Below are 21,752 nucleotides of genomic sequence, written 5' to 3'. Positions count from 1 at the left end.
TCGTTCGCCGACACTGCGATAGCATCGCTGCGCCATGAAACCTATCAATCCGTCAGTCTATCCCGCGCCGATGTCGGCGACGGATAGCTTCGCCCCCGAAGACCGTACCATCGTGCTGGTCACCATATCGCGGCACTGCGGCGACGACATCATTTCGAGGATAAAGTCCGCGCTTCCCGACTCGGACATCATCAACCTGTCGCAGCTCTACGTCGATCGCGACGCGAGGGCGACGACGCCCGGCCCCATGGCACCGCCCTCCCCGCTCACCGATCGCCAGCGCGAGATTCTGGACTATCTGCTCCGCGGCCTGTCGAACAAGGAAATTGGCCGCAAGCTCGGGCTGTCGCATTTCACGGTGCGCAACCATGTTTCCAACATCCTGCGCATTCTGGGTTATCCCTGCCGCCGGGCGATGCGGCGGTCGCTGACACCCGAGCGTACCGCGCCGACATATCCCAACACCCTGGCCGCGTAGCCGCCAGCGGGCTTGGCCGTGACGAACCGCACCGACGGCGCGGCGGCATAGGCTGCGCGCGCCTGAACGTCGGCCATGATCGCCCGGATCCGGCGCTCGCCCGAGCGCAAGATGATGAAATTTCAGCCCCTGCATCGATGCAATCCCGTGGAAATTTATCGACGTCCACACCCTAGCGGAGGGCAACCGCGAACCCAATCGACCGCGTGAACCGGTACATGAGGCGCCTTCGCGCTGCTCGCATCAGCGCGGCGAAATTCCGCATCGCGGGTCATCGTCGGCGACAAATTCCAGCCGCTCGATCAGCGAAAACCCCAGCGCCGCCTTGTCGCCCGCCGGAAAGCGGATTTGCAGCCTGCTATTCCTGTCCTGACCCAGCTCGACCAGCCAGCTGCCGTCTTCGCGCACCCCCGGCGCCGCATTAGGCGGCCCGACACCGCGGCTGGGGTAAAAGGTGAGCGCGCTGCGGTGCAATTGCCCCGCGGGGTGCTCGACGCGATCGTCGGGATCGATCGGCCGCATCGGCGCGACCGGCCCCCATATTGTCAATGTCACGCCGCCGCTGATCAGATAGGATTGCCCGGCGCGCTGCGACTTCCAGGGGCGGCGCAATTGCTCCCCCGCCGCAACCGCAAAACCGATGCCCCCCAGGCAATGATAGCCCGGCCCGACATCGGGCTGCGCGGGGTACAGCCCGGCGTAATAGGGGTTGTCGAACGATCGTTCAAAACCTGCTGCACGATAATCGGCCTTGCCTGCGCCGAGGTCCGCGGGCCGAACGCAGTCGGGAACGGCAGCGGCACCCATCTGAAATCGCGCCAGAATCGCCTTGTCGGCGTCGGTCCCGTCGAACGAAGGCGACGCGACGATCAGCATCGGCAGCATGTCGGCGGATGATGCCGCGCCGACGCGCGTCTCGATCGCATAACGCACCGCGTCTTTGCCGAAGCCATCGCGCGCGAAAATCGCATAGGACGCCGCGGCAGGCGGCAAGTCGCCCGAATAGCGAAAGGCGATCGCAGGATTGTTCGGCAGACCGCCGGTCGCGAAAATCCCGTGCCTGACCGGCCCATTGAACAGCGAGAGCGCCGAGGGCGGCATCAGCATCGGGGTGGCGGCGATCAGATGATCATCGCCGATGATCCGAAAAATCGGGCCGACCAGATGCACCGCCTCGTCCTCGCGCACCGCGATCGACAGGTCGCCTTCGCAAACGACCCGCGGGCCATAGGCGCCATATTCGGGCGGGGTCGGCGGCGGCAGTGTCGCGTGCGCGGACGCGGTGAACAGCAGGCCGAGCATGACGAGACACGACAGGCCCAGTTTTCCGATCATGGCACCTGCACCTCCAACACGATACCGCTTCGCCGCAGCCAGTCCGCGACCGCGCGCCGCGCCCGCCAGTTTTCTTCGGTCAGCAAATGGCCCGGGGTCATGAACAGGTAGCGCTGGAACGTCTGTCCCTGCGCATTTCGCGCTGCGGGGGGACCGCCCGCGCGCAGCAGCGCCAACACATAATGCGGCTGGTTGATCTGCGCCGCGACGTGCAGCGGCGTGTTGCCCATGGCATCGGCCTGAACGAGATCGGCGCCTGCGGCGATCAGCATGGCGAACTGCCGGTCGCGATCTGCCATCATGGCCGACATGATCGGAGTGCGCTGGCTGCGCGCATTGCGGACATTGGGACTCAGTCCGCGCGCGAGAAGCAATTCCAGATAGGCGGGATCGCGGGCCATCGCGGCAGCGTGAACTGCGGTATCGCCGTCGCGATCTGGGCGCAGTGGATCGCGCCCGGCATCGAGCAGCACGCGCAATCCTTCGAGGTTCGATCCTGCAGCGATCCACGTCGCGACGCTTCGCTCATCCTGCTCGCTGGCGATCGCGACGGTCGGCGGATCGGCGGGGGCGCGATCGGTCGCCGACGCGGCAATCAGGAAAGCGCAGCATTCGAGCGCAGCGCGCGCTGGTTTCGCGGCCATCCTGTTCAAAATCGCCATCCCACCGACAAGCGCCTTTGGCCTGCCAAAGACAACATCGAACGATGCACTGGTACGCCGTTTTGCCTTCGCAACCCGCCCGCGCCGCCTTGACGTGCTAGCCCATCGCATCGGTTGCAGCGCGCCGCCGTTGGCGGCTATTTGGCGCATCGGCTTGTTGTCCCGCTATTGCGCATTTCTGTTGGCATTTTTTGCATTTGCAAGCGCGGCGGCACCAGAGGCTCAAGTCCGCCAAAGGGTCGCTTGGTGGCGAAGGGGCTTGCAGCAATGCAGGCCCCTTCCTTTTGCACCAAAAAAGGCGAACCGGTACCTAATCGGGCTGGCATCCGCTCCCGCATTGCGCGACCAAGCCGCCACTGCCGCCGTGATCGTGATGGCAGCGGAGTTTCAGCGCCCGATGCAGATGCCAACCGCCGAACGAATATTGGTTGCCGACGACCACCCCATTTTTCGCGACGGGATGTGCCGCCTGGTCGGCGGCGCGTTTCCGCATGCCGAGATCGTCGAAGCGGGCAGCGTCGATGAAATGCTGGCACTGGTCAGTGGCGGCGCAGCGCCGACGCTGTTCATCCTCGACCTGTTGTTTCCCGGCATGGATCCGCAGACGACGATCGCCACGCTGCGCGGCCAGTTTCCCACATCGTCGCTGATCATCATTTCGATGACCGACGACACCGAAACGATCGCGCGGGTGATGCAGCAGGGCGCCGACGCGTTCATCGGCAAAGCGATGCCGTCCGAGACGATGCTGTCGGCGATCAAGGCGGTGTGCGGCGGCGACACGCTGGTGCTGGTTCCCACGACCGCCTCCATCGTTCCGCAGCCCGCATGGCCGCGCCGCATCCAGGAATTCACACCCCGCCAGCGCGATGTTTTGACGCAACTGGCCATGGGCAAAACCAACAAGGAAATCGGACGCCAGCTCGACATATCGCCGTTCACCGTGCGCATCCATGTGTCGGCGCTGCTACGAATATTGGGTGCCCAAACGCGGAGCGAGGCCGCAGCCAAGGCCAGCGCGCTCGGGCTGCACTAGAGTTCTGCCCTGCTCAGGCTGAATCATATCACCGTAGCCCTGAGCCTGTCGAAGGGCTCTTCGCGCCGATAAGCGCCCTTCGACAAGCTCAGGGCTACGGATCAGCTTGAACAGGGCAGACTCTAACCCTGCGCACCACGGCGGCGTAACGCTGCGATCGCCGACCGCAACGCGGCGGGTTGCACCGGTTTTTTGAGGATCAGCACCGCGGTGTCGGCGATGATCTCTTCGATCGCCATTTCGTCATGCCCCGTCATCACGATCGCCATCGGCCGCGGCATTTGGTGCCGGTGCAGCGCGATGCAATCGGCACCGGTCAGCCCGCCGCCGATATCGAAATCGGTGACGATCAGGTCGCACGGCTGAGCCTGCGGCGGGACGGTCGACCAGGCCGTCACGACCGCGCCCCAAGAACGGAGCAGATGCGCGGTGGCATCGAGCACGTCGACATCGTCCTCGACCAGCAGGACGCGCAAATCGTGCAGCGGCGCCGCATAGCCGCTATCGCCGCCCGTCTCGCGCACCGCGACGGACGTTGGTGTCAGCCCGTGGATCGCCACCGCCGTACCATAGCCGGGCCGCGAATGAATTTCCGCAGCAAGCCCCATTAACGCACCTAGCCGCCGAACAATCGAAAGTCCCAAGCCGACCCCTTGGGTGTCGGCACCGCCGAGTTTGCGGATCTGGTAAAATTCGTCAAACAGCCGCGGCAGATGTTCCGCCGCCACGCCGGGGCCGCGGTCGATGACCCAGATCGACATGGCAGCGCCGCGGCGTCGGCAGCCGATCAGCACCGGACTGCGCGGCGCATATTTGATCGCGTTCGATACCAGATTTTGCAGCATCGTCAGCAACAGCGTCTTGTCAGCCAGAACGACCTGGTCGGACGGCACGAAGCGCAGATCGACGCCCGCCCATTCGGCGCTCGCCTGATTCTGTTGCTCGAGCAGCCGGAACAGCTGGCGGATCGCAACCGGCTCGAGCGTCGGCGTCACGGCGCCGCTGTCGAGGGTCGAGATGTCGAGCAGCGATCGGAACAGTTCGGCGACGCCCTGCAGCGAGCGGTCGATGCGATCGACAATGCCGCGTTGTTCGGGGGCCAGCCCGGTCTGCGTCAGGCTGTTGAGGAACAACCCGATCGCATGCACGGGTTGGCGCAAATCATGGCTGGCCTGTGCCAGGAACCGCGACTTGGCGGCGTTGGCCTCCTCGGCGTCGCGGCGCGCCTGTTCGGTGCTGCGCTGAAGGGTCCGGATATACAGTGGGACGATCAGCGTGGTCAGCGACAACGTGACGACCAGCGGCGGATTGGCCTGCCAATAGGGGGTCAGCATCGTGATGATCGCGAGCGTGATCTGCGCCATGACCGCCGCCACGATCATGTAGCGTGACCCAAAACGCAGCCCGTTGCCGACCGTGACCCACATGATCATCGCATACATCGGCAGCATCACCTGGCACCCGACGATGATCGCGAACCCGAGTCCGGCATAGTCATTGGCCATCGAGAACAGACGGCGTGCCGGATAATGGCCGGGATAGCGCCGGATGACGTAGAGCAGGCCGATCGCGAGCGGCGTGTAGCACGCGAAATAGCCCAGCACGGCGACCGCCCAAGGCTCGACCCGGTGATCGGGCGACACGATGATGCTGGCGACGGTGGCGTAGGTCGAAATCAGCACCAGCAGCGCGAGGCGGATCCACGACTGTTTACCTTCCAGCGCGTCTTCTAGCGGCGTGCTGTTCGCGCGCTGGAACAGCCCCCGCACACCTGCACCCATGTCGGCGGCGATTTGCCCGTATCGCATCTACGACCCGTCTCTGGATTTAGTCGCCAAGCGATGCCCGGCCGCAGCGAACGAATGTGCCGGTGCGGGAGCGGCGGGCGCAAGCGTTCCGATGCACCATGACATTTTGCCGCGGCGGTGCGGTGGGGTCCGTCCAGCAGCGTCCTGCATGGCTGCGGGCGCTGACAGGCGGGTGCGATGCGGCTGCACAGCTTGAGGCTTGCCGCGATCGGGGAAACGGCGCCGCGAGATCATCGCGGCGCCGTTGCGCCATCATGGCTGCGGATCAGAACGCCTGCTTGAGGTTGATCAACACGCCATGATCGACCCCCGCCCCGCTGTTGTCGCGCCGCGAATATTCGACATCGACCGCGGTCCGATCGCCGATCATCATTTCGACCCCCAGCCCCATCAGGAACCGGCTGCGGGCGTAGCCGGTCAGCGGCACAGCGTTGAACGGTCCCGAGAGCTGGTCGAAATAGGCGACCAACGCCTCGCTGTCGCGTTCGATGTCGCGCTGATATTCCAGCCGCAGCCGCGGCAGGAAGAAGCCGTTTTCGACCGCGATGCGATAATCGAACTTGGCCCCGGCCCCGATCGACGTGAAGGCCACGTCCTGATCGCGATAGGTGAGGTCGAACACCGAACCGCTGTTTTCGGTATAGCCGTTCAGCGTGCCGCGCTGCGCATCGATCCGCGCATAGGGCGTAAAGCGCCAGTTGCCGCTTTCGATGTCGGCGCCCGCCGAAACCGAGCCGAACCATTGGCGGCCGCTGCGCGACGAGTTGACCATCGCACCCGACAGCGTGACATAGCGGCGGAGGTCGAAATCGAGCCACTGATAACCGGCGAGCCAGTCGAGATAGAGCCCGCCGCCGAGCAGGTGGCTGCCGTAGATCGCCAGCGTTTTCGCCTCGCCTTCGCTCTGCGACCCGTTGCGGCCGACATCGGTCGTCTCACGCCCGAGGCCGATGCCGATACCGGCGGCAAAGGACGGGTTGAAGCGATAGTCGGCACCGAAGGTCACGCCTTCCGATTCAAAGCGTTCAGAGGGGCGCCCGGTCTTTTCGTCACGGTCGCCCCAGCGGATCGTGCCGCCCGCCCAGATGGTCAGCGGCGATGGGGCGCTGCCCCCCGACCCATTGGCGTTGGCCGCCGCGTCGCTGCCGTCGCCAGTCGGCGCCGCGCCGATCGCCCCGCCGCCGAGCAGCCCGCCGCCCATCGTGCCGCCGGTCACCGGACCGCCGTGCGGGTTGGTGCCAAAGCCGCCCGGTTGACGAGTGCCCCCGCCCATGGCGTTGCCGCCACTATTGGCGCAGATCGGATTGGTCCATGCGGTGACCGTGTCGATGCAATGATCCGATGCGCTGATCCGCAGCGAGTTGCTGAACCCGCCGCTGCCACCGCCGCGGCGCATTCCTTCGAGCCGCCGACTGAAATTGCCGATCTGGATATCGACGAAACGGCGGGCCGAATTGACCTGTGCCTGGACCAGCCCGCGCACTTCGGGATCGTTCGCCGGGTTGGGCCGCGCCACGATACGCAAAGTGTAAGTGATCGTCGCGGTCGATGGCGTGCCGCCGGTGCTGTCGGTGACGGTGATCGCAAAGGTCGCGTCGCCCGATCCGTTCGGCGTCCCGGCGATAACACCCGTGGTCGCATTGATCGCAAGGCCCGCAGGCAGCGCGCCCGAGCTGACCGCGAAGCTGTACGGCGCGATACCGCCCGCTGCGGTGATCCGCTGGCTATAGGCGACCCCCTGCGTGCCGCCCGGCAGCGTGACCGGCGTGACGGTGATCGCGGAATTGGCGACGTTCAGCGTCAGGCTGGCAGCGCCCGTCTGGCCATTGGCGTCGGTGACGTTGACCGTGAAGGCAAAGGCACCCGCCGCCGTCGGCGTTCCCGACACGATGCCGCCTGGCGACAGCGCCAGTCCAGCGGGCAGCGCGCCGCCGTTCAACACGAAGCGATATGGCCCGACCCCGCCCGCAGCGGTCAGCGTCGCGCTGTACGCGGCGCCGGCGGTTGCGACCGGGAGGGTGGTCGGGGTCACCGTGACGAGCGGCGCCGCGACGGTCAGGCTGTAATTGCCCAGCACCGTGAACGGCGCCCCTGCCCCGGTCGATCCGGTATCGGTCGCGGTCACCGCGAAGTTGAAGCTCCCCGACGCCGTCGGCGACCCGGAAAGCAGTCCGGTCGACGGATTGAGGGTAACGCCCGCCGGCAGATTGCCGGTCAGGCTGTAGCTATAGGGACCGACCCCGCCGGTCGCGGTGATCGCCTGGCTGTACGCCGCCGCATAGGTGGCGGTGAAGCTGCCCGTTGCGGGGGTCAGCGCGAGCGTCGGCGCGCTGACGGCCAGGGTGAAGGTCTGGCTGGTGCTGAAAGGCCCGCTGCCGGTCGAGGCATCAGTGCCCGACACCGCGAGCGCGAAGCTGCCCGCCGCCGTCGGCGTACCCGCGATGGTCACGCTGTTCGCGCTGCTGCCGCTGATCGCCAGCCCGCTCGGCAGGTTCGTGACCTGATAACCCGAGAAGGGCTGTGCACCGCCGCTGAAGGTGAAGGTCTGGCTGTAGGCCGTCCCCACCGTCGCGGTCAGCGGCCCGTCCGCGGTGATCGCGATCGCCGGATTGGCGACGGCGATCGTCACCGTTCCCGGTGCCGATGTCCCGCCCGCGTTGGTCGCGGTGTAGGTGAAGCTGTCGCCGCCCGCATAACCGGCGTTCGGGGTGTAGGTGATGCTGGTGCCGCTGGCGACCGCGGTCCCGTTTGCAGGCTGCGTCACGATCGCAACGCTCGCCGCCGCGCCGCCGGTCAGGTTGAGCGCGATCGGGTTGGCGGTGCTGCCATAAGCGACCGTTGCCGATACGGGGTTGGCAATCGGCGCCGGTTGTTCGACCAACAGCGTGTAATTCTGCGTCGCCGCATAAGGCCCGCTGCCTGTGCTGCTGTCGGTGGCGGTCGCCGCAAAGTTGAAGGTGCCAAAGGCGGTCGGCGTCCCCGACAGCGTTCCACCTGCCGACAGGGTCAACCCGCCCGGCAATGCGCCGCCTGTCACCGCATAGCTGTACGGTGCGGTGCCGCCGCTCGCGGGATTGAGCGGCGCATTATAGGCAAAGCCGACCTGCCCGCCCGCAAGCGTCGTCGGGGGCAGCGACACCACCGCGGCGCCGATGGTCAAGGTATAAGCACGGCTGCCCGTCTGGGCATTGGCGTCGGTTGCGGTCAGCGTGAAATTGAAGCTGCCACCCGCCGTCGGGGTACCCGCGATGACGCCGCCAGCCGACAAGGTAAGCCCGGGCGGCAGCGCGCCCGCGCTTACGGCATAACCATAGGCCGCAACCCCACCCGACGCGCTCGCTGTCTGGCTGTAGCTGGCACCGACGGTGCCGTTCGGCAGGCTTTCCGGCGAAATCATGATCGTCGGCGCGGGGACGTTGATGATGTAATTCTGCGCGATGGTGAACGGCGATCCGGCGCCGGTCGATCCGGTATCGGTCGCGGTGACGGTTACCGGATAGCTGCCCGGCGCGGTCGCGGTGCCGCTGAGGCTGTTGCCCGCGAAGGTCAGCCCGGCGGGCAAGGCACCGGTGAGCGCATAAGTGAACGGCCCGACCCCGCCGCTGGCGGTAAAGGCCTGCGTGAACGGGGTGTTATAGGCGGCGGTCAGCGTCCCTGCCCCGGGAGTCATGCTCAGCGTCGGTGCTGCGACGACAAGCGTGAAGACCTGGCTCGTGCTGAACGGCCCCGTCCCGGTCGAGGCATCGGTCGCCGATACGGTGATCGGGAAGCTGCCCGCGCTGGTCGGCGTTCCGATGATCGCAACCGTATTCGCGCCGCTGCTCCCGACCTGCACCCCGGCTGGCAGGCCGGTGACCTGATAATTGGTGAACGGCTGGGTCCCGCCATTGAAGGTAAAGGTGTCGCCATAAGGCACCCCGACCGTCGCCGTCAGCGGTCCGCCCGCAGTGATCGTGATCGCCGGGTTGGCGACGCTGATCGTCACGGTGGCCGGTGCCGAATTGGCGCCATTGTTGCTGGCGAGATAGGTGAAGCTGTCGGTCCCGGCAAAGCCGGTATCGGGAATATAGCTGATCGTCATCCGGTCGACAATTGCGCGCCCGTTGGTCGGCGGCGTGACCACCGCGACCGAGTTTGCGGTGCCGGTGATGCTGAGCGGGATCGGGGTCAACCCTGCGCCATAGGCCACATTGGCCGTAACCGCGCCGACGACGGGCGGCGTGTTGACGATGTTGATCGAATAGCTTTGCTGGACGACCTGCGGCCCGACGCCGCCGTCGCTGTCGGTCGCCGTGACGACAAAGCTGAACAGATTGGCAGTCGTCGGGGTTCCGGTGATCACACCCAAAGCCGACATCGTCAGGCCGTAAGGCAGTTCGCCCGACGTCACGACATAGCTGTACGGGGCAACGCCGCCGCTGGCCGAAGCGATTTGCGCCGAATAGGCGACGTCGGTCGCACCGTCGGGCAGCGTGGTAGGCGGCAGGACAAGCGGCACCCGCTCAACGGTGATCGAATAGGCGCGCGCACCGGCATAGGGTCCGGGCGCCGCCGTCGCATCGGTCGCGGTAATCGTGAAGCCCCAGCTGCCGCTGAGGGTCGGCGTGCCCGACAGCGTTCCGCCGGGCGCCAGCGTCAGGCCGGGCGGCAGCGATCCAGAGGTCACCGCAAAGCCGTAGGGCGCGATCGATCCGTCGGCGGTAATCGTCTGGCTATATGCCACGCCAAAGGTCGCGTTCGGCAGCGTCACCGGATCGAGCACGATCGTCGGCACCGCGATCGCCACGGTATAGGCGCGGCTGGCCGTATAGGGTCCGGGTGCGCCGCTGCTGTCGGTCGCGGTGATGGTGAAGTTGAAATTGCCCGCGGCCACCGGCGTGCCGGAAAGGGTGCCGTTCGGATTGAAGCTCAGCCCCGTGGGAATGGCGCCCGCGGTCACGGCATAGCTGTAGGGCGAAACGCCGCCGCTGGTGGTCAGGATCGCACTGTACAGGATGCCGACGGTCCCGCTGGGCAGATTGACCGGCTGGATGTCGAGCGGCACATCGTCGTTGGTGATCGTGCCCGTGCCGGGGTTGGCGCCGATCGTCGCGTTGGTCACGCCGGACATGGTGACGGTGAAACTTTCGTCGCCTTCCGGGGCGGTGTCGCTGTTGACGGTCACCGGAAACGTCTTGCTGGTTTCGCCGGGCGCGAAAGAGAATCCTCCGCTCGCCGCAACATAGTCGCTGCCTGCGGTGGCGGTGCCATTGGCGGTCGCCACATTGACGGTCACGCCAAGGCCGCTCGGCGCGTCGAGCGCCATGACGAAGTTTAGCGTCCGCGTGCCGATATTACCCTCGACGATCGACGGGCTGCTGATCGACAGCGTGGGCTGCGCATCGTCGTTGGTGATCGTGCCGGTGCCTTGCGACCCGTTGACGAATGCGCCGGTCACATTGGCGATGCGGACGAAGAAGGTCTCGTTCGCCTCGTTCAGCATATCGCCGTTGATGAGGACGGTGAACGTCGCCGACGTCGCCCCGGCGGGGATCACGACGCCGGTCTGGCTGTTCGCGACATAGTCCTGACCCGCGGTGGCGGTACCGTTGAAGGTCGCGATATCGAAAGTCACGCCGCCGGTCGCGGCGGGCGCCGACAGGTCGACCGTAAAGGCCATATTCGTCGTGCCGCTGTTGCCTTCATTTGCCGTGACGCTGCTCACAGCGACGCTGGGGAAATCATCGTTCAGTATCGTCCCGGTGGCGCTGTTCGGCGCGCCGATCGTGTAACCGGCGCCCGCCGCCAGGGTGAGGATCACCGTCTCGTGGGGTTCGATGGTGCCGTTGTTGTTGGGATTGACGATGATCGTCTGACTGGTCGCACCCGCGGCGATGACGACAGAAGTTCCTATCGGTCCATAGTCGGTGCCGTTAATCGCGTCCCCGCCGATCGTGTAATTGATCGTCAGCGGCGATACGGCCGCGGAGCTCAGCGCAATCGTGTACACCAGGTTCGGCCCGTCATTTTCCACGACGCTTGCCGGCGAAACTGTAATCGAAGCGGTCGGTACATCGTCGTTCAGGATGGTTCCGGTCGCCGATGCCGGGACGCCGACCACATAGCCAGCCCCCGCCGCGACGGTCAGTGTGACCGTTTCATCGGCTTCCACGGTGCCATCGACCGTCGGGTCGATGGTGACGGTCGCGGTCGTGGCATTGGCCGGAATCGTGACGGACGCCACGCCGCCGGTATAGTCGGTCCCGCTGGTCGCCGTTCCCGATGTCGTCAGGTTGACGGTCAGCGCGCTGGCGCTCGCGGCGCTGCGCGTGACGGTATAGACCAGATTGGTCGCGCCATCTTCGGACACCGACGCAGGCGCGACCGCAATCGTGACGGTAGGCGCCGCAATGACGTTGATGGTCAGCGTCTCCGCTTCGAAATATTGTCCGGGGCCGGTGCTGGCGTCGGTCACGCGCAGCAGGATGTTGGCCGTGCCGGTGCTGCTGGGCGTTCCCGAGATAAGACCGCCGGATGACAGGCTGAGCCCGAAGGGCATGGGCGTCCCCGGCGGCTCGGTTGCATAAATATAGGGCGCCACGCCGCCATTGGTCGCGAGCTGCGCCGATGCCGCCTGCCCCGACACCAACGTGACCGTCGGCGTTGCGAGCGATAGACTGGGGTTCTGGACGGTTCCGGTGTATCCCTTGTCAACGAATTGCGCCGTCGGCGACGTGCTGTCCGTGGCCCGCACGCTGAACGAATAGGCGCCGCGCTGCGTTGGCGTCCCCGACAATATCCCACCCGTCGTGAGCGACAGGCCGGGCGGGAGGACGCCTGATTGCAGACTGTAGCTATAGGGAGCAAGCCCCCCGCTTGCGGACAAAGTCTGCGAAAATGGGGTGCCGGCCGTCAAAGTCGGCAAGGAACCTGGGGTTACCGTGATCGGCGATGCCGATGCGTTGATCGTGATCGTAACCTGAACGTCGCCCGACCCGGCCAAAGAGCCGTCGGCAAGTTCGAAGACGTCGGTCGAACCGATTCCGGTCGAGCCATTGTGGCTATAGTCCAGAAACCATTGCCCGCCCGTATGCCTCGTCGTTGCGGTGCCGTGATCCTCAAAGTCTGCAGGACCGAAAGACCCGCCATCTATATCGCCAATGCCCCCAAATCCGCTCTGAAATTGGCAATCGGAAATATTGATCGAAACTGTACCACCGCTCGTTACGGTCGCGCTCTGCGGCGGACATTCCGCCGACGTATGCTGTGCGCTCGCCGACTGCGGCAACAACGCGCCCAGCACGACAAGCACCGCAATCGCCATCCACCGCGCCATCGCCACGCGCAAAACCGCCAGTTTCATAATATTCCGTCCCCACGGGGTCCATCAAATGACCAAGACCGCCCGCGGCGGACCCTAGGAGCGGGGACGCCGCACCACTAGGAAAGGAAATGTGCTAGTTCATATAAGTTGAGGGATTTAACCGCATAGATTCAGACCGCTTTTGTCGGCCAGAATATCGGGCGTCGAAACGCCGTGCGCGCGCCAACCAGGCGACGATTCCCGGTCTCTGAAAACACGAGGCCAACGCGGTCCGCGGCCGTTAACGCATCGCCGCGATCGAGCAGCGACCACGTCGGCGAAGGCGTTGAACAATGCCCGCAAAGGACGTTCGATTTTCGGGCATTTGCGGAATCCCCGCAAAGGAAAAATGGTGCCGCTTACAGGACTCGAACCTGTGACCCCATCATTACGAAGACCTTTTACTGATGAACAAAATTCAATCTTTACTAGGTGGTTAGGCCAATTCAAAACCCCCAAATTGGGCTCGACCCAAACGGTTCCTAAACCCAATGGAGTTCGGGATTTGGTGTTTCCCTTTCGAACGATCTTTGGTCCGATTAAGTTCGGAAAAACGACCCCGGCCAGACCCGTTTGAAACAATTAGGAAAACCAGGTTTAGCGGCACTCTGGCCTGCACTAAGCCGCGTTTCTCAATAGAACGATACGCTGAAACTCAGCCAATAGCTCTGGGTGACATTTTGCCAGATGATGGACGATGCGTACATTCTCGATCAGCCGACAAACGTAGCCCATCGCTAAAACCAGATCGAGATGATCGGTCCCATAAGACTGTTCGACCATTCGGAACTCGCGATCGATGTTGCCAGCCTCACGCTCCATATGGTCAATTTGCTCGTCGGTCAGACCGCGGATCGCCTTCCGCTGCTCGTCAACGAGTTGACCCTGTGGCGTCGCTGCGACGAGCGACTGCGCGTATGGCCAAGAGAACCTGTTCATGGCGATCATGGTCTCGGCAACTTCGATTTGTCGCATGGGGCGCAGCTTCCGCAACTCTTGGAACGTCATGATCGGGACCATCCGTTCCTCAAGCAGTTTGGCCACTTCATCACAAATCCCGTCGAGCAAGCGACGCCTGTTCCGAATGCTGGCAATGTTGACATTGAGGGCGCGTGCAAGCCGCTCTTCCGAAACTCCCTTTTCAATCGCTTTCAGGATCATTTTATGTTCCTGAACGATCGCTATTCGACTGATCCGCTTGTTGTACGTGATCGCCTCATCGTCGGTCGCCACTATGCACACCACGTCGACGTCGCCACGGTCTTTCAAAATGTCGAGGCGCAAATGGCCATCCAAAAGCCGATATCGATCGTCTGCTCCTGGAAGCCGGACGACGACCGGCGGCTCAATGATTCCGACCTCCCGGATTGATGCTGCAATCTGCGCGAACTTTTTGGAGTTTCTGACGGCCGCCGTCACCTCTCGCAATGGCTCGATATCGGCAAGCGCAATCCGCAAACTGGTTTCCTCGAAGGCCAACCGAATTTTCGGATGCAAGGTGGGCGACTTCACGACGCTATGACCCGCGTATTTTGTATGCGTTCGGCAAGTCGTTTGGGCATGGTCTCCAGCCCTTCATCCTCCAGGAGGGCGACGAAGGTTTCGTCGTTTGCCAGCTGACCGAGCGCCTCTACGACAAAAACGAGCCGATTACGGGTCGCCTCGGTCTTCTTGATGATCATGCGCTTTCGCTCGGTGTCTTCCTGAAAAGCCTTCACGAGCGCCTCGGGCGTCATAGATTGCTTGCGTAATTGTTTCGCAAGATTAGTCGATTTGCCCGATCGCTTTCGAACCTCCACGAGACGGCGGGCCGCGATCAAGCTTCGGCCGCGCAATAGCTTGCCTTCATACGCCTTGTGCAATGCAGCCTGGACACCCTGATCGTCGGATTCGCAGATTTCCAAGGCAACGGAGATCGGCAAATACCCCGCTTCAACGGCAGCAACGAGCCTACGTTCGCCCTGTTCCAAAAGCTTCGCTATTGAGGTGACGTAGTAGGTAGTAAGCCCCGTCTTTTCCGCAATGTCGCTGTCGGAGTGGCCGCGTTTTCTCATCCCCACTATGTCTTGAAGCAGATCGACGGCTTGATGCTGGCGGCGCGCGCAGTTTTCGACCAAGCTTGCGACGAGGCAGTCTTGGGCATCGGCCGTGACAATCAGCGCGGGCACTTCGGTCTGGCCGAGCTGGCGAAAGGCTTCTAGCCGTCCCTGACCGCAGACCAAGTCGTATAATGGCCCGTCCGGCCCCTGTCTGGCTGTCACGGTAATAGGTCGTTTGAGGCCGATGTCCGCGATGTTGTCGACAATGTCCTTGAACCCTTTCTTATTGCGCAACCGCGGATTGACGATTGTAATGCAATCGATGGGGATCATTTCAACACGCTGCGCGGGAAGGGCCATGGCTAAGCCGCCTGCCGCCGGATCGGTACGCGTTCCGTTAACGCGAACAGCCCGTCCAAGGTGTCAAATCGAAAGGCATCCAGCGACAGCCCGTTGTGCTCAGCCAGTCTCATCACGCTTTCGGCAAGCGTCATTCGGGGCAGAATGTAGTAGTCGTGGGGTTTCGCGTTTTCCGCGTCCATTCGGACGCAGATTGCTAGGTCGAGCTGGCGACTTTGTTCGAGCCGAATTTTCCAGCGCCTGCGACCCCCTTGCGTCAATTTGCACCGTGCGATTACGACCGATGCCGATATCTCATCGTTGATCAGAAGTGCATCGCTTTCCAGCATTTGCACCGCGGTGCCGCCAGCGGCGATTATGCCTTCAATGACGCTCTTCACCATCGTGGGATGCAGTTGGCGAAGCGCCCGATTGATTTCCAGATAGCGGTAGTCGTGGTCAGGATCGAAACCAACGAGGGCGTAAGCGCGGAGCAGGCTGCCGAACCTGGATCGGTACGCGCTGCTCGAAGGACTCTCATCAAATTCGTCGATTATGAGGCCTGACAGGTACCCACTGGCGTCAAGAATGCGGGCAAGCTGCGCGAGCATTTCTTCGTCAGTTAGCCGCTTCGACCGCTGCTCGATAATGAGCCTCGCTCGATCAAACTGCAGCTGCGACACGATCGCGGGGAACGCTTGATCGTGCCTGATCCAGTCGGCCGGATCATTGCGGATATGTTTCGATTTCAGTTTGAACGACGTGCGCCCCCATACGTTATGGCCCGCATATTTATCGTTGATCAAGATTTGATGCACCGCGCCGCGTGTCCATGGACGGCCGAGGTCCGACAGAATTCCTTGCGAATTTAGCCATTCGGCGATCGTGCGCTCCGAGCGCTGACCTTCGACAAACTGGTGATAGATCTCCTGCACAATCGCGACCTCTTCGGCCGGTCCCTCGACGAGTACGACCCGGTCGGTTGCGATGCTTTTGTGCTCGCCCCGCTCAAGCATGCCCTTCTGCTGGCCCTGCTCATCCACCAACATACGCCGCAGACCAAAGCCGGGAGCGCCGCCTTGACGGTAGCCCAAGCTGATCAGGCGGGACTGTCCGGCGAACACTTTCACCGAGAGCTCGCGGCTATACTCGCCAGCCATTGCCCTTTTGACGGTCTTGATGATTGAGGAGCCTATGGTGCCGTCGTTTTCGAACTGCTCGGCACAGTAGTGGACCGTGATGCCCGCGCGCTTGCACCGCAGTTCGTGATAAGCGGCCTCATCGGTGTCCTGCCACCGGCCCAGTCGGCTGACATCGTACACCAGCAACGCCTCGAAATCGATGTTATCGGAATCGATGTCGGCTAAAAGGCGTTGCAGGGACGCCCGGCCGTCAACGCTGAGCCCGCTCTTGCCCTCGTCGGCATAGGTGCGAACAATCTCGAACCCGCGACGCGCGGCGTAGGCTCTGATCTCGGCCGCCTGATTATCAGTCGAGTATTTTTGATGTTCGGTGGACATACGGACATATTCGGCTGCCCGCTTCTTCGGCGGTTTGCCGGGTTGGCCGTCGTCGTCTGTCGTCCATTCGATGACCATCGGAGCGCCTTGGGAAAGCCCGCAAAATGTCACTGGCGGCGTGGCCTCCCGACGTAACAGCAAAGGAGAGGCAACATGTTTCCAAAGAAGGGCAGTTCGTTTCCAATCGGAAGGGACATCCTAACCGACACGGAATTTGCTCAGATCATCGCTTCGGCATTGAAGATCGAGTTTGGCTCGACGCGCCATGGCGCAAAAACAATCATGAAGTGGACGGGTGCCAGCCAGCGCACCGCCAAGAATTGGCTGAACGGAACCCATGCTCCAAGCGGCGCGCATCTCGTGCTCCTGGCGCGAGAATCCAACGCGATACTCAAGGCGCTAATGCTCGTTGCTGACAGACCGGAAATGTCGCTAGGGGCAAGCCTGATTTCGCTAAAGCGCCTACTCACGGACATGCTGGCTTCGCTCGATGAGATGATGTGAAATTTCTGCGGGGTCCTCCCAGCGTCCTTCAGCCGCCCGCTAGAATTGAGAATCCTTCCACGATGCCTGCAATGAACGCGCCCGACACAAATAGTGCCGCAATCCAATACTCGATGGCCTGCGCGAGTTCTAGCGATCTTGAATCTGCTCTCTTCATGTAGCGATCGATGCCATCGCAAAATATTGTAGGAAACCCCCTGTTCCTCGGTTCCCTACGAAATAGGATTGGCACCCGGCCCAGCTCCGAAAGGGGGTTAGAAGCATGATGCCGGGCGCCCATCGCGTCGGCCGATTTGGCTGACGTCGAATTTCCTAAAATCTGTGGTCTCGCAGCTATCATCGCGCGGATCGGCAATTGGTTGCAATGTGCACAGGGAGGTGCGGGGCGAACCAAAACGAGACCAACAAATTGATACTCCCATTTTTCTATCGCGTGGGATAATTTCGCCGGACAACACAACTGCAAACGGGGAGTCGCAGGATGTTTATCGCTTCAATTCTCATGATCGCTATGGCGCCCGCACCGGCCGCTAACGTCGACAGCACCCGTGCCGCGTTCACTAAATGCCTGCGTGACCATCTGAAGAAGCAACTTGAGGCAAAAGTCAGTGAGGGTGAGTTCTCGCTGTCGGTCAAGTCTGCCTGTGAGACGGAGCAGAACGCATTCAAAGCGGCGGTCACCGCTGCAAATCGTGCTGGCGGGGACTCTGCTGCCGATGCAGCCGACAACGCCGAAATGCAGGTTGACGATTATCACGCGAACTTCACGGACAAGTTCAAAGATTATTCATCGACCAACACCATGCCGGGCGAGTGACAACCAACTTCGCTAGACCGAAAGCGCGTCACGAACCGAAAAAATTGGGCGTTTCGCCGGGTCAGAACACTGAAGCTCAGACCCGGCGACGTAGTTGTTCTTTAAAGGTTAGGGATCGACAGCCTTGCCCCCAACATCTTGGCCGCTCCCGCTTCGACCGCCGCCATCAGCGTCTCGTTTGCCAAATGACTATAGCGCATGGTCGATTGGTGGTCGGCATGGCCCAAGATGCGGCCGACAGCATAGAGATCAATCCCGGCATTGATCATAAATGATGCTGCCGAATGCCGGAGATCGTGGATATGGAAATCGGCCAGCCCCGCAGCATCTCTTGCCGTATCCCACGGCCGCTTGAGATCGGCATAGGGCTTGCGGGTTAGAGGGTTCGGCAGCAACCAAGGGCACCCGTCCCACCTAGGTAGTTCGTTGATGATGTCGAGGGCAGCTTGGGAAAGCGGGACGTAGCGCGGCACTCCGGTCTTTGTCGTCGGGATGTGCCAAGACTTCCGTTCGAGGTCGATGTGCTGCCACTGCGCCCGAAGCAGTTCGGTCTTCCGTGCACCGGTAAGGAGCAAGAGACCGATTATGTTCTGGAACTGTGGGTTGCTGGATTCGCCCGCTGCCTTCAACAGGCGTTTTGCATCGTCGGTCGTAAGATATTTTGTCCGCGCATTTTTGAATCTGCGGCGCGGGACATTGCGGACGGGGTTCTGATCGGCGCCGGGGATATTCCACTGCCGACCGAGTTCGAATGAGCGGCTGAACACAACCCTGATCTTTTCGATCGTGGCAGGGGCAAGACCATGTGCGATCTTCTCCGCGAACCACTTGGCGATATCCTGGGTCGTGATTTCATTCAGCCTCTGCTTTCCCCAGCGGGGTAGAACGTGGCACCGGAGGACCGATTCCGTATTGCTCGGGCAGCGTTGGTAGGTCTTGGCGTACTCAACATGCTGCGCGGCGAGTGATGCGTAGGTCGGGATGTTTTTCTTCTCCTTCTTCTTTGCGGCCGGGTCGCCACCGAGAGTGACTTCGGACAGGCGCCGCTTGGCCTCCTTTTTCGCTTGGTCGAACGTGATGTCGCCATATCGGGCGATCTTCGTTGTCTGGAGCTTGCCGTAAGGATCTTGATAGATGAAATAGTAGGTCGCACCCCCAGAGCTGCGAACTTCAAGCGCAAAGCCGGTTATGGCCTTGTCACGGTAGACTGTCTTGCCTTTGCCCGGTTCGCAGCGGGCGGTCAGGCAGAAGGCGGCATCAAGTTTAACAACCGGCATTGCGGTCTCCTTTGTCTGGATGATTTGAGGTTGGAATCGCGGGCGTTGAGCAGCAGCAATCGCGTCAGATCAGATTGCGATATGTTCCGTTCTCGCCGCGTTCCCAGTATTTTCCGACGCCGGTACTGAGGGTGATCCCGGCGTGTTGGCCGTCGAAATTCAAGCGCTTCGCAACGCCGACGATCCGCGGTCCGGTATTGATTCCTTCGTCAATACAAGCGGCGATGAGCACGAGCATGCGGTCATGCTTGTTTGCGCCCGGACGTCCGCAATCCTTCATGAGCCCCCGGAGCCGTTCGAAGATGGCATTTACATCAGCGTCAGGCGCATCGGACGACAATGAGGCAGTTTCCACTGCGCGGCGGGGAAAGGCGGAAATACTCTTCTCATTCGACATGGTGATTATCTTTCTCATCTTTAGGATGGAGGATTGAGGTCGCAGAGCACCGCCCCGGCCCGGCGAGCGTCAGGTGAGGCGGCGGTCGGGGGAGGCTCCCCTTCGCGCTCTGTCGGCAAAGTTCGGGCAGTTCGGGCGCGGGGGCCGGGGCAGGTTCGAGAGGCGGTTCGGCAGCGCCGCAGAATTTCAGCGCCGCGCCACGCGAGGCGTTGTGATGCACCCCCGCGAAACTGGAAAGCTGCTACCCTGCGATGCTGTGCCCCGACGCGACCCTGAGGACCTGAGGCGCTGTTCCCGTCAGGTCGCCAAGATTGGCACTTCGGCGGGCGAGGGCAGGAGCGCGTAGATCATGGCACCCCGCGCCTTGCGTTGATAATGCCACTTTGCCGTTTCGGGATCGGTACCGGTATATTTATCAATCGTGCGCAAAGCCGCTCGCTCGCTGATACCAATGCGCTTTGCCACCGCTCGCGACAGAGCCATTTTGGCAAAGTCACCCTCATCGATGCAGGCTGTGATTGCTTCGATGATATCGGCGTCTGCTTTTTCGTCTTCGATCTTCCGGAACCCGGAGAGTTCTTCGTCGTCGAGCTTGCGGACGGACGCGAGCCGTTCGGTATAGGAAACGCCTTCACCGTCAGCGTAGACGTAGGCAACCGACCTGGTATTTGCCCCGCGCGCCTTGATCGACTCAAAAGCGACCACCTTGTCACCGACGAACCCGTTGAGCTCGATCGGCCCCATGACATACGCCGCATCGAAGTCATCACGAAGGTCGGTGGTGCCACCGTATTGCAGCTTGCCGTTGCCCTGCGGCTGCTTATTAGTGTGCGCGAAGCCAACGATCGTCGCCCCCGCCATCACCGCGCTGCGGCACGCGTGGGTGAATTCGCTGGCCTTGGTCTTGTCCATGATACTGGCCACCTTCTTGATCGTGTCGATGATCACCAAGGTGCCTTTTGCCTTCTTGCCCTCGGCCATCGCGTGGAACAACTCGGGCAACATACGAGCCGTGAACCCCTGATAGCCGGGCGCCAGCGTATGGACGCCCATATCGTCCATCAGCCTAATCTTGGTAGCAAACCCCTCCGAGCTATCGTCGGCATTTATATAGTAGACGTTGTCGGGCGTGATCTTGCCGTCCGCGATCGCATCGCCCAAGAGCTTGAGGGCAATGAGGGTTTTCCCGGCATTCGGGGGTGCGAACCAGACCGTCGCCTGTCCGGCAAGGCACAGATCGCCAAGCAAAGGCGTGGCTTTGACGGCGAGTTTTTCGAACTCCTCGGCCTTTCCGCGAAGCGAAAATCGACCGAGCGGGCTGTCGGTGATGGCAGGGTCAGGCCGCGGCGAAGCCAGTTTTGCAAGTTCCTCCTGACCGATCGACGGCAACGCGTGCTGAGGTGGTTCGCTCGGTAATGACACGCGTGCCCCGGCCGCCAACGCTGCGACTCCTTCAGGCAGATAGATCGTTTCTGGTAAGGTCGAGCCCTCGTTCAGCGCGTATGCGAGATGACGACAGCCAGCGAGCTCAAAGCTGAACGGCATGGCTGTAATGATCAATTCGCCCACCGATCTGAGGGCGCCGTTGGCGTCCGGCGTCTTGGCGGCCACAATGATTACGCCCGAAGGGACCGTGCCCTGCAGGTTGCCGTCAGTGGTGGTTGATGGATCGAACCCGAGGGTTGTCCAGGATATCGAGACGTCCGCTTCGACGGGCAAAGCGAAGGCGTCCGGCAATGGATGCTCCATTTCCGTTACTCCATTTTGATGTTGATGGTCGGCGCTTCGCTAAGCGGCGCCAAGCGCATGGTGACCCCGCCAGTCGAAACTGGCGGGGGGTATGAGGTCCGTCAGGCTGGTTTCTTCAGGCCATCAAGGTACAGGCCAACTAAGGGCACACAGTCCTCCAGAGCCAGCCACGGAACGAGCCCATTGACCTCCTCCGGCAGGCTTTCCAACGTAAAGTCGCCATTCTCGGCCATCTGACTGAGGAGGCAATCAATGTATGCGAGGGGCCTTTGCTTGAGGGCTTCAGGTTGTCCCCGGCTCCAGTTGATGACGTTGCTGGCGATCATATTAAGATCATGACGTGCTCCCCTGAAATGTGACCGATTTTGAGTAGAGTCCGACACGAAGGAGTCGGACAGAATGAAGCGAAGCAGGTTCAGCGAAGAGCAGATCATCGCGATATTGAAGGA

The 21,752-nt window shown here is 62.2% G+C and carries 15 protein-coding genes; 4 read left to right on the top strand and 11 right to left on the bottom strand.

Annotated features, from left to right (window positions below; genetic code table 11):
• The first annotated feature begins 34 nt into the window (after positions 1–34).
• A complete protein-coding gene (locus tag FFS18_RS11765; protein WP_137870988.1) occupies positions 35–478 on the top strand; it encodes a helix-turn-helix transcriptional regulator in 444 nt (147 codons plus the stop codon).
• A 243-nt stretch (positions 479–721) separates the two neighbouring features.
• Here FFS18_RS11765 and FFS18_RS11760 read toward each other — a convergent pair whose 3' ends face one another.
• Together FFS18_RS11760 and FFS18_RS11755 are read right to left on the bottom strand one after the other, a co-directional pair.
• Positions 722–1,813 (bottom strand): hypothetical protein, encoded by a 1,092-nt coding sequence (locus tag FFS18_RS11760; RefSeq protein ID WP_137870987.1) that lies wholly within the window; start codon positions 1,811–1,813, stop codon positions 722–724.
• Entirely contained in the window at positions 1,810–2,457 is a 648-nt protein-coding gene (locus FFS18_RS11755; RefSeq protein ID WP_171005299.1) for an ankyrin repeat domain-containing protein, read from the bottom strand. The genes FFS18_RS11760 and FFS18_RS11755 overlap by 4 nt, the downstream gene beginning before the upstream one ends.
• Before the next feature lie 391 nt (positions 2,458–2,848).
• On the opposite strand from FFS18_RS11755, the gene FFS18_RS11750 reads away from it, so the two are divergent.
• Entirely contained in the window at positions 2,849–3,511 is a 663-nt protein-coding gene (locus FFS18_RS11750) for a LuxR C-terminal-related transcriptional regulator (protein ID WP_212743047.1), read from the top strand.
• A gap of 122 nt (positions 3,512–3,633) precedes the next feature.
• Here FFS18_RS11750 and FFS18_RS11745 read toward each other — a convergent pair whose 3' ends face one another.
• The 5 genes from FFS18_RS11745 to FFS18_RS11695 form a co-directional block, all read right to left on the bottom strand.
• A complete protein-coding gene (locus tag FFS18_RS11745) occupies positions 3,634–5,319 on the bottom strand; it encodes an ATP-binding response regulator (protein WP_137870985.1) in 1,686 nt (561 codons plus the stop codon).
• 265 nt (positions 5,320–5,584) lie between these two features.
• Entirely contained in the window at positions 5,585–12,661 is a 7,077-nt protein-coding gene (locus FFS18_RS17615; RefSeq protein ID WP_212743046.1) for a putative Ig domain-containing protein, read from the bottom strand.
• 618 nt (positions 12,662–13,279) lie between these two features.
• Positions 13,280–14,173 carry a plasmid partitioning protein RepB C-terminal domain-containing protein gene (locus FFS18_RS11705; RefSeq protein ID WP_137870984.1) on the bottom strand — a complete coding sequence of 298 codons (894 nt, stop codon included), beginning with the start codon at positions 14,171–14,173 and terminating at the stop codon, positions 13,280–13,282.
• Positions 14,170–15,060, bottom strand: coding sequence for a plasmid partitioning protein RepB C-terminal domain-containing protein (locus FFS18_RS11700; RefSeq protein WP_137870983.1), 891 nt, complete (start codon positions 15,058–15,060; stop codon positions 14,170–14,172). Before FFS18_RS11700 ends, FFS18_RS11705 begins: the two co-directional genes overlap by 4 nt.
• 2 nt (positions 15,061–15,062) lie before the next feature.
• Complete coding sequence (locus FFS18_RS11695) at positions 15,063–16,637, bottom strand: recombinase family protein (RefSeq protein WP_137870982.1); 1,575 nt, start codon at positions 16,635–16,637, stop codon at positions 15,063–15,065.
• Between the two features lie 75 nt (positions 16,638–16,712).
• Between FFS18_RS11695 and FFS18_RS11690 the strand changes: the two genes are divergently transcribed.
• Positions 16,713–17,063, top strand: coding sequence for a hypothetical protein (locus tag FFS18_RS11690; protein ID WP_137870981.1), 351 nt, complete (start codon positions 16,713–16,715; stop codon positions 17,061–17,063).
• Between the two features lie 481 nt (positions 17,064–17,544).
• Positions 17,545–17,880: a hypothetical protein gene (locus tag FFS18_RS11685; protein WP_137870980.1), complete on the top strand. Its 336-nt coding sequence runs from the start codon at positions 17,545–17,547 to the stop codon at positions 17,878–17,880.
• 101 nt (positions 17,881–17,981) lie between these two features.
• On the opposite strand, the gene FFS18_RS11680 is transcribed toward FFS18_RS11685, so the two are convergent.
• The 4 genes from FFS18_RS11680 to FFS18_RS17610 form a co-directional block, all read right to left on the bottom strand.
• Positions 17,982–19,157, bottom strand: coding sequence for a tyrosine-type recombinase/integrase (locus FFS18_RS11680; protein WP_137870979.1), 1,176 nt, complete (start codon positions 19,155–19,157; stop codon positions 17,982–17,984).
• A 64-nt stretch (positions 19,158–19,221) separates the two neighbouring features.
• Positions 19,222–19,554, bottom strand: a complete 333-nt coding sequence (locus FFS18_RS11675; protein WP_137870978.1) for a hypothetical protein — start codon at positions 19,552–19,554, stop codon at positions 19,222–19,224.
• A 297-nt stretch (positions 19,555–19,851) separates the two neighbouring features.
• The gene (locus tag FFS18_RS11670) at positions 19,852–21,303 is read right to left on the bottom strand and encodes an AAA family ATPase (RefSeq protein WP_137870977.1); all 1,452 of its coding nucleotides are present in this window, start codon (positions 21,301–21,303) and stop codon (positions 19,852–19,854) included.
• Between the two features lie 101 nt (positions 21,304–21,404).
• The coding region (locus tag FFS18_RS17610) for a hypothetical protein (RefSeq protein WP_212743045.1) at positions 21,405–21,752 on the bottom strand (348 nt) is incomplete at its 5' end.

The sequence above is a fragment of the Sphingopyxis sp. 2PD genome (genome assembly GCF_005503695.1).
Lineage (GTDB): Bacteria > Pseudomonadota > Alphaproteobacteria > Sphingomonadales > Sphingomonadaceae > Sphingopyxis.
Note: the sequence above shows the minus strand (reverse complement) of the source record. Positions and strands in the feature narration are given on the sequence as shown.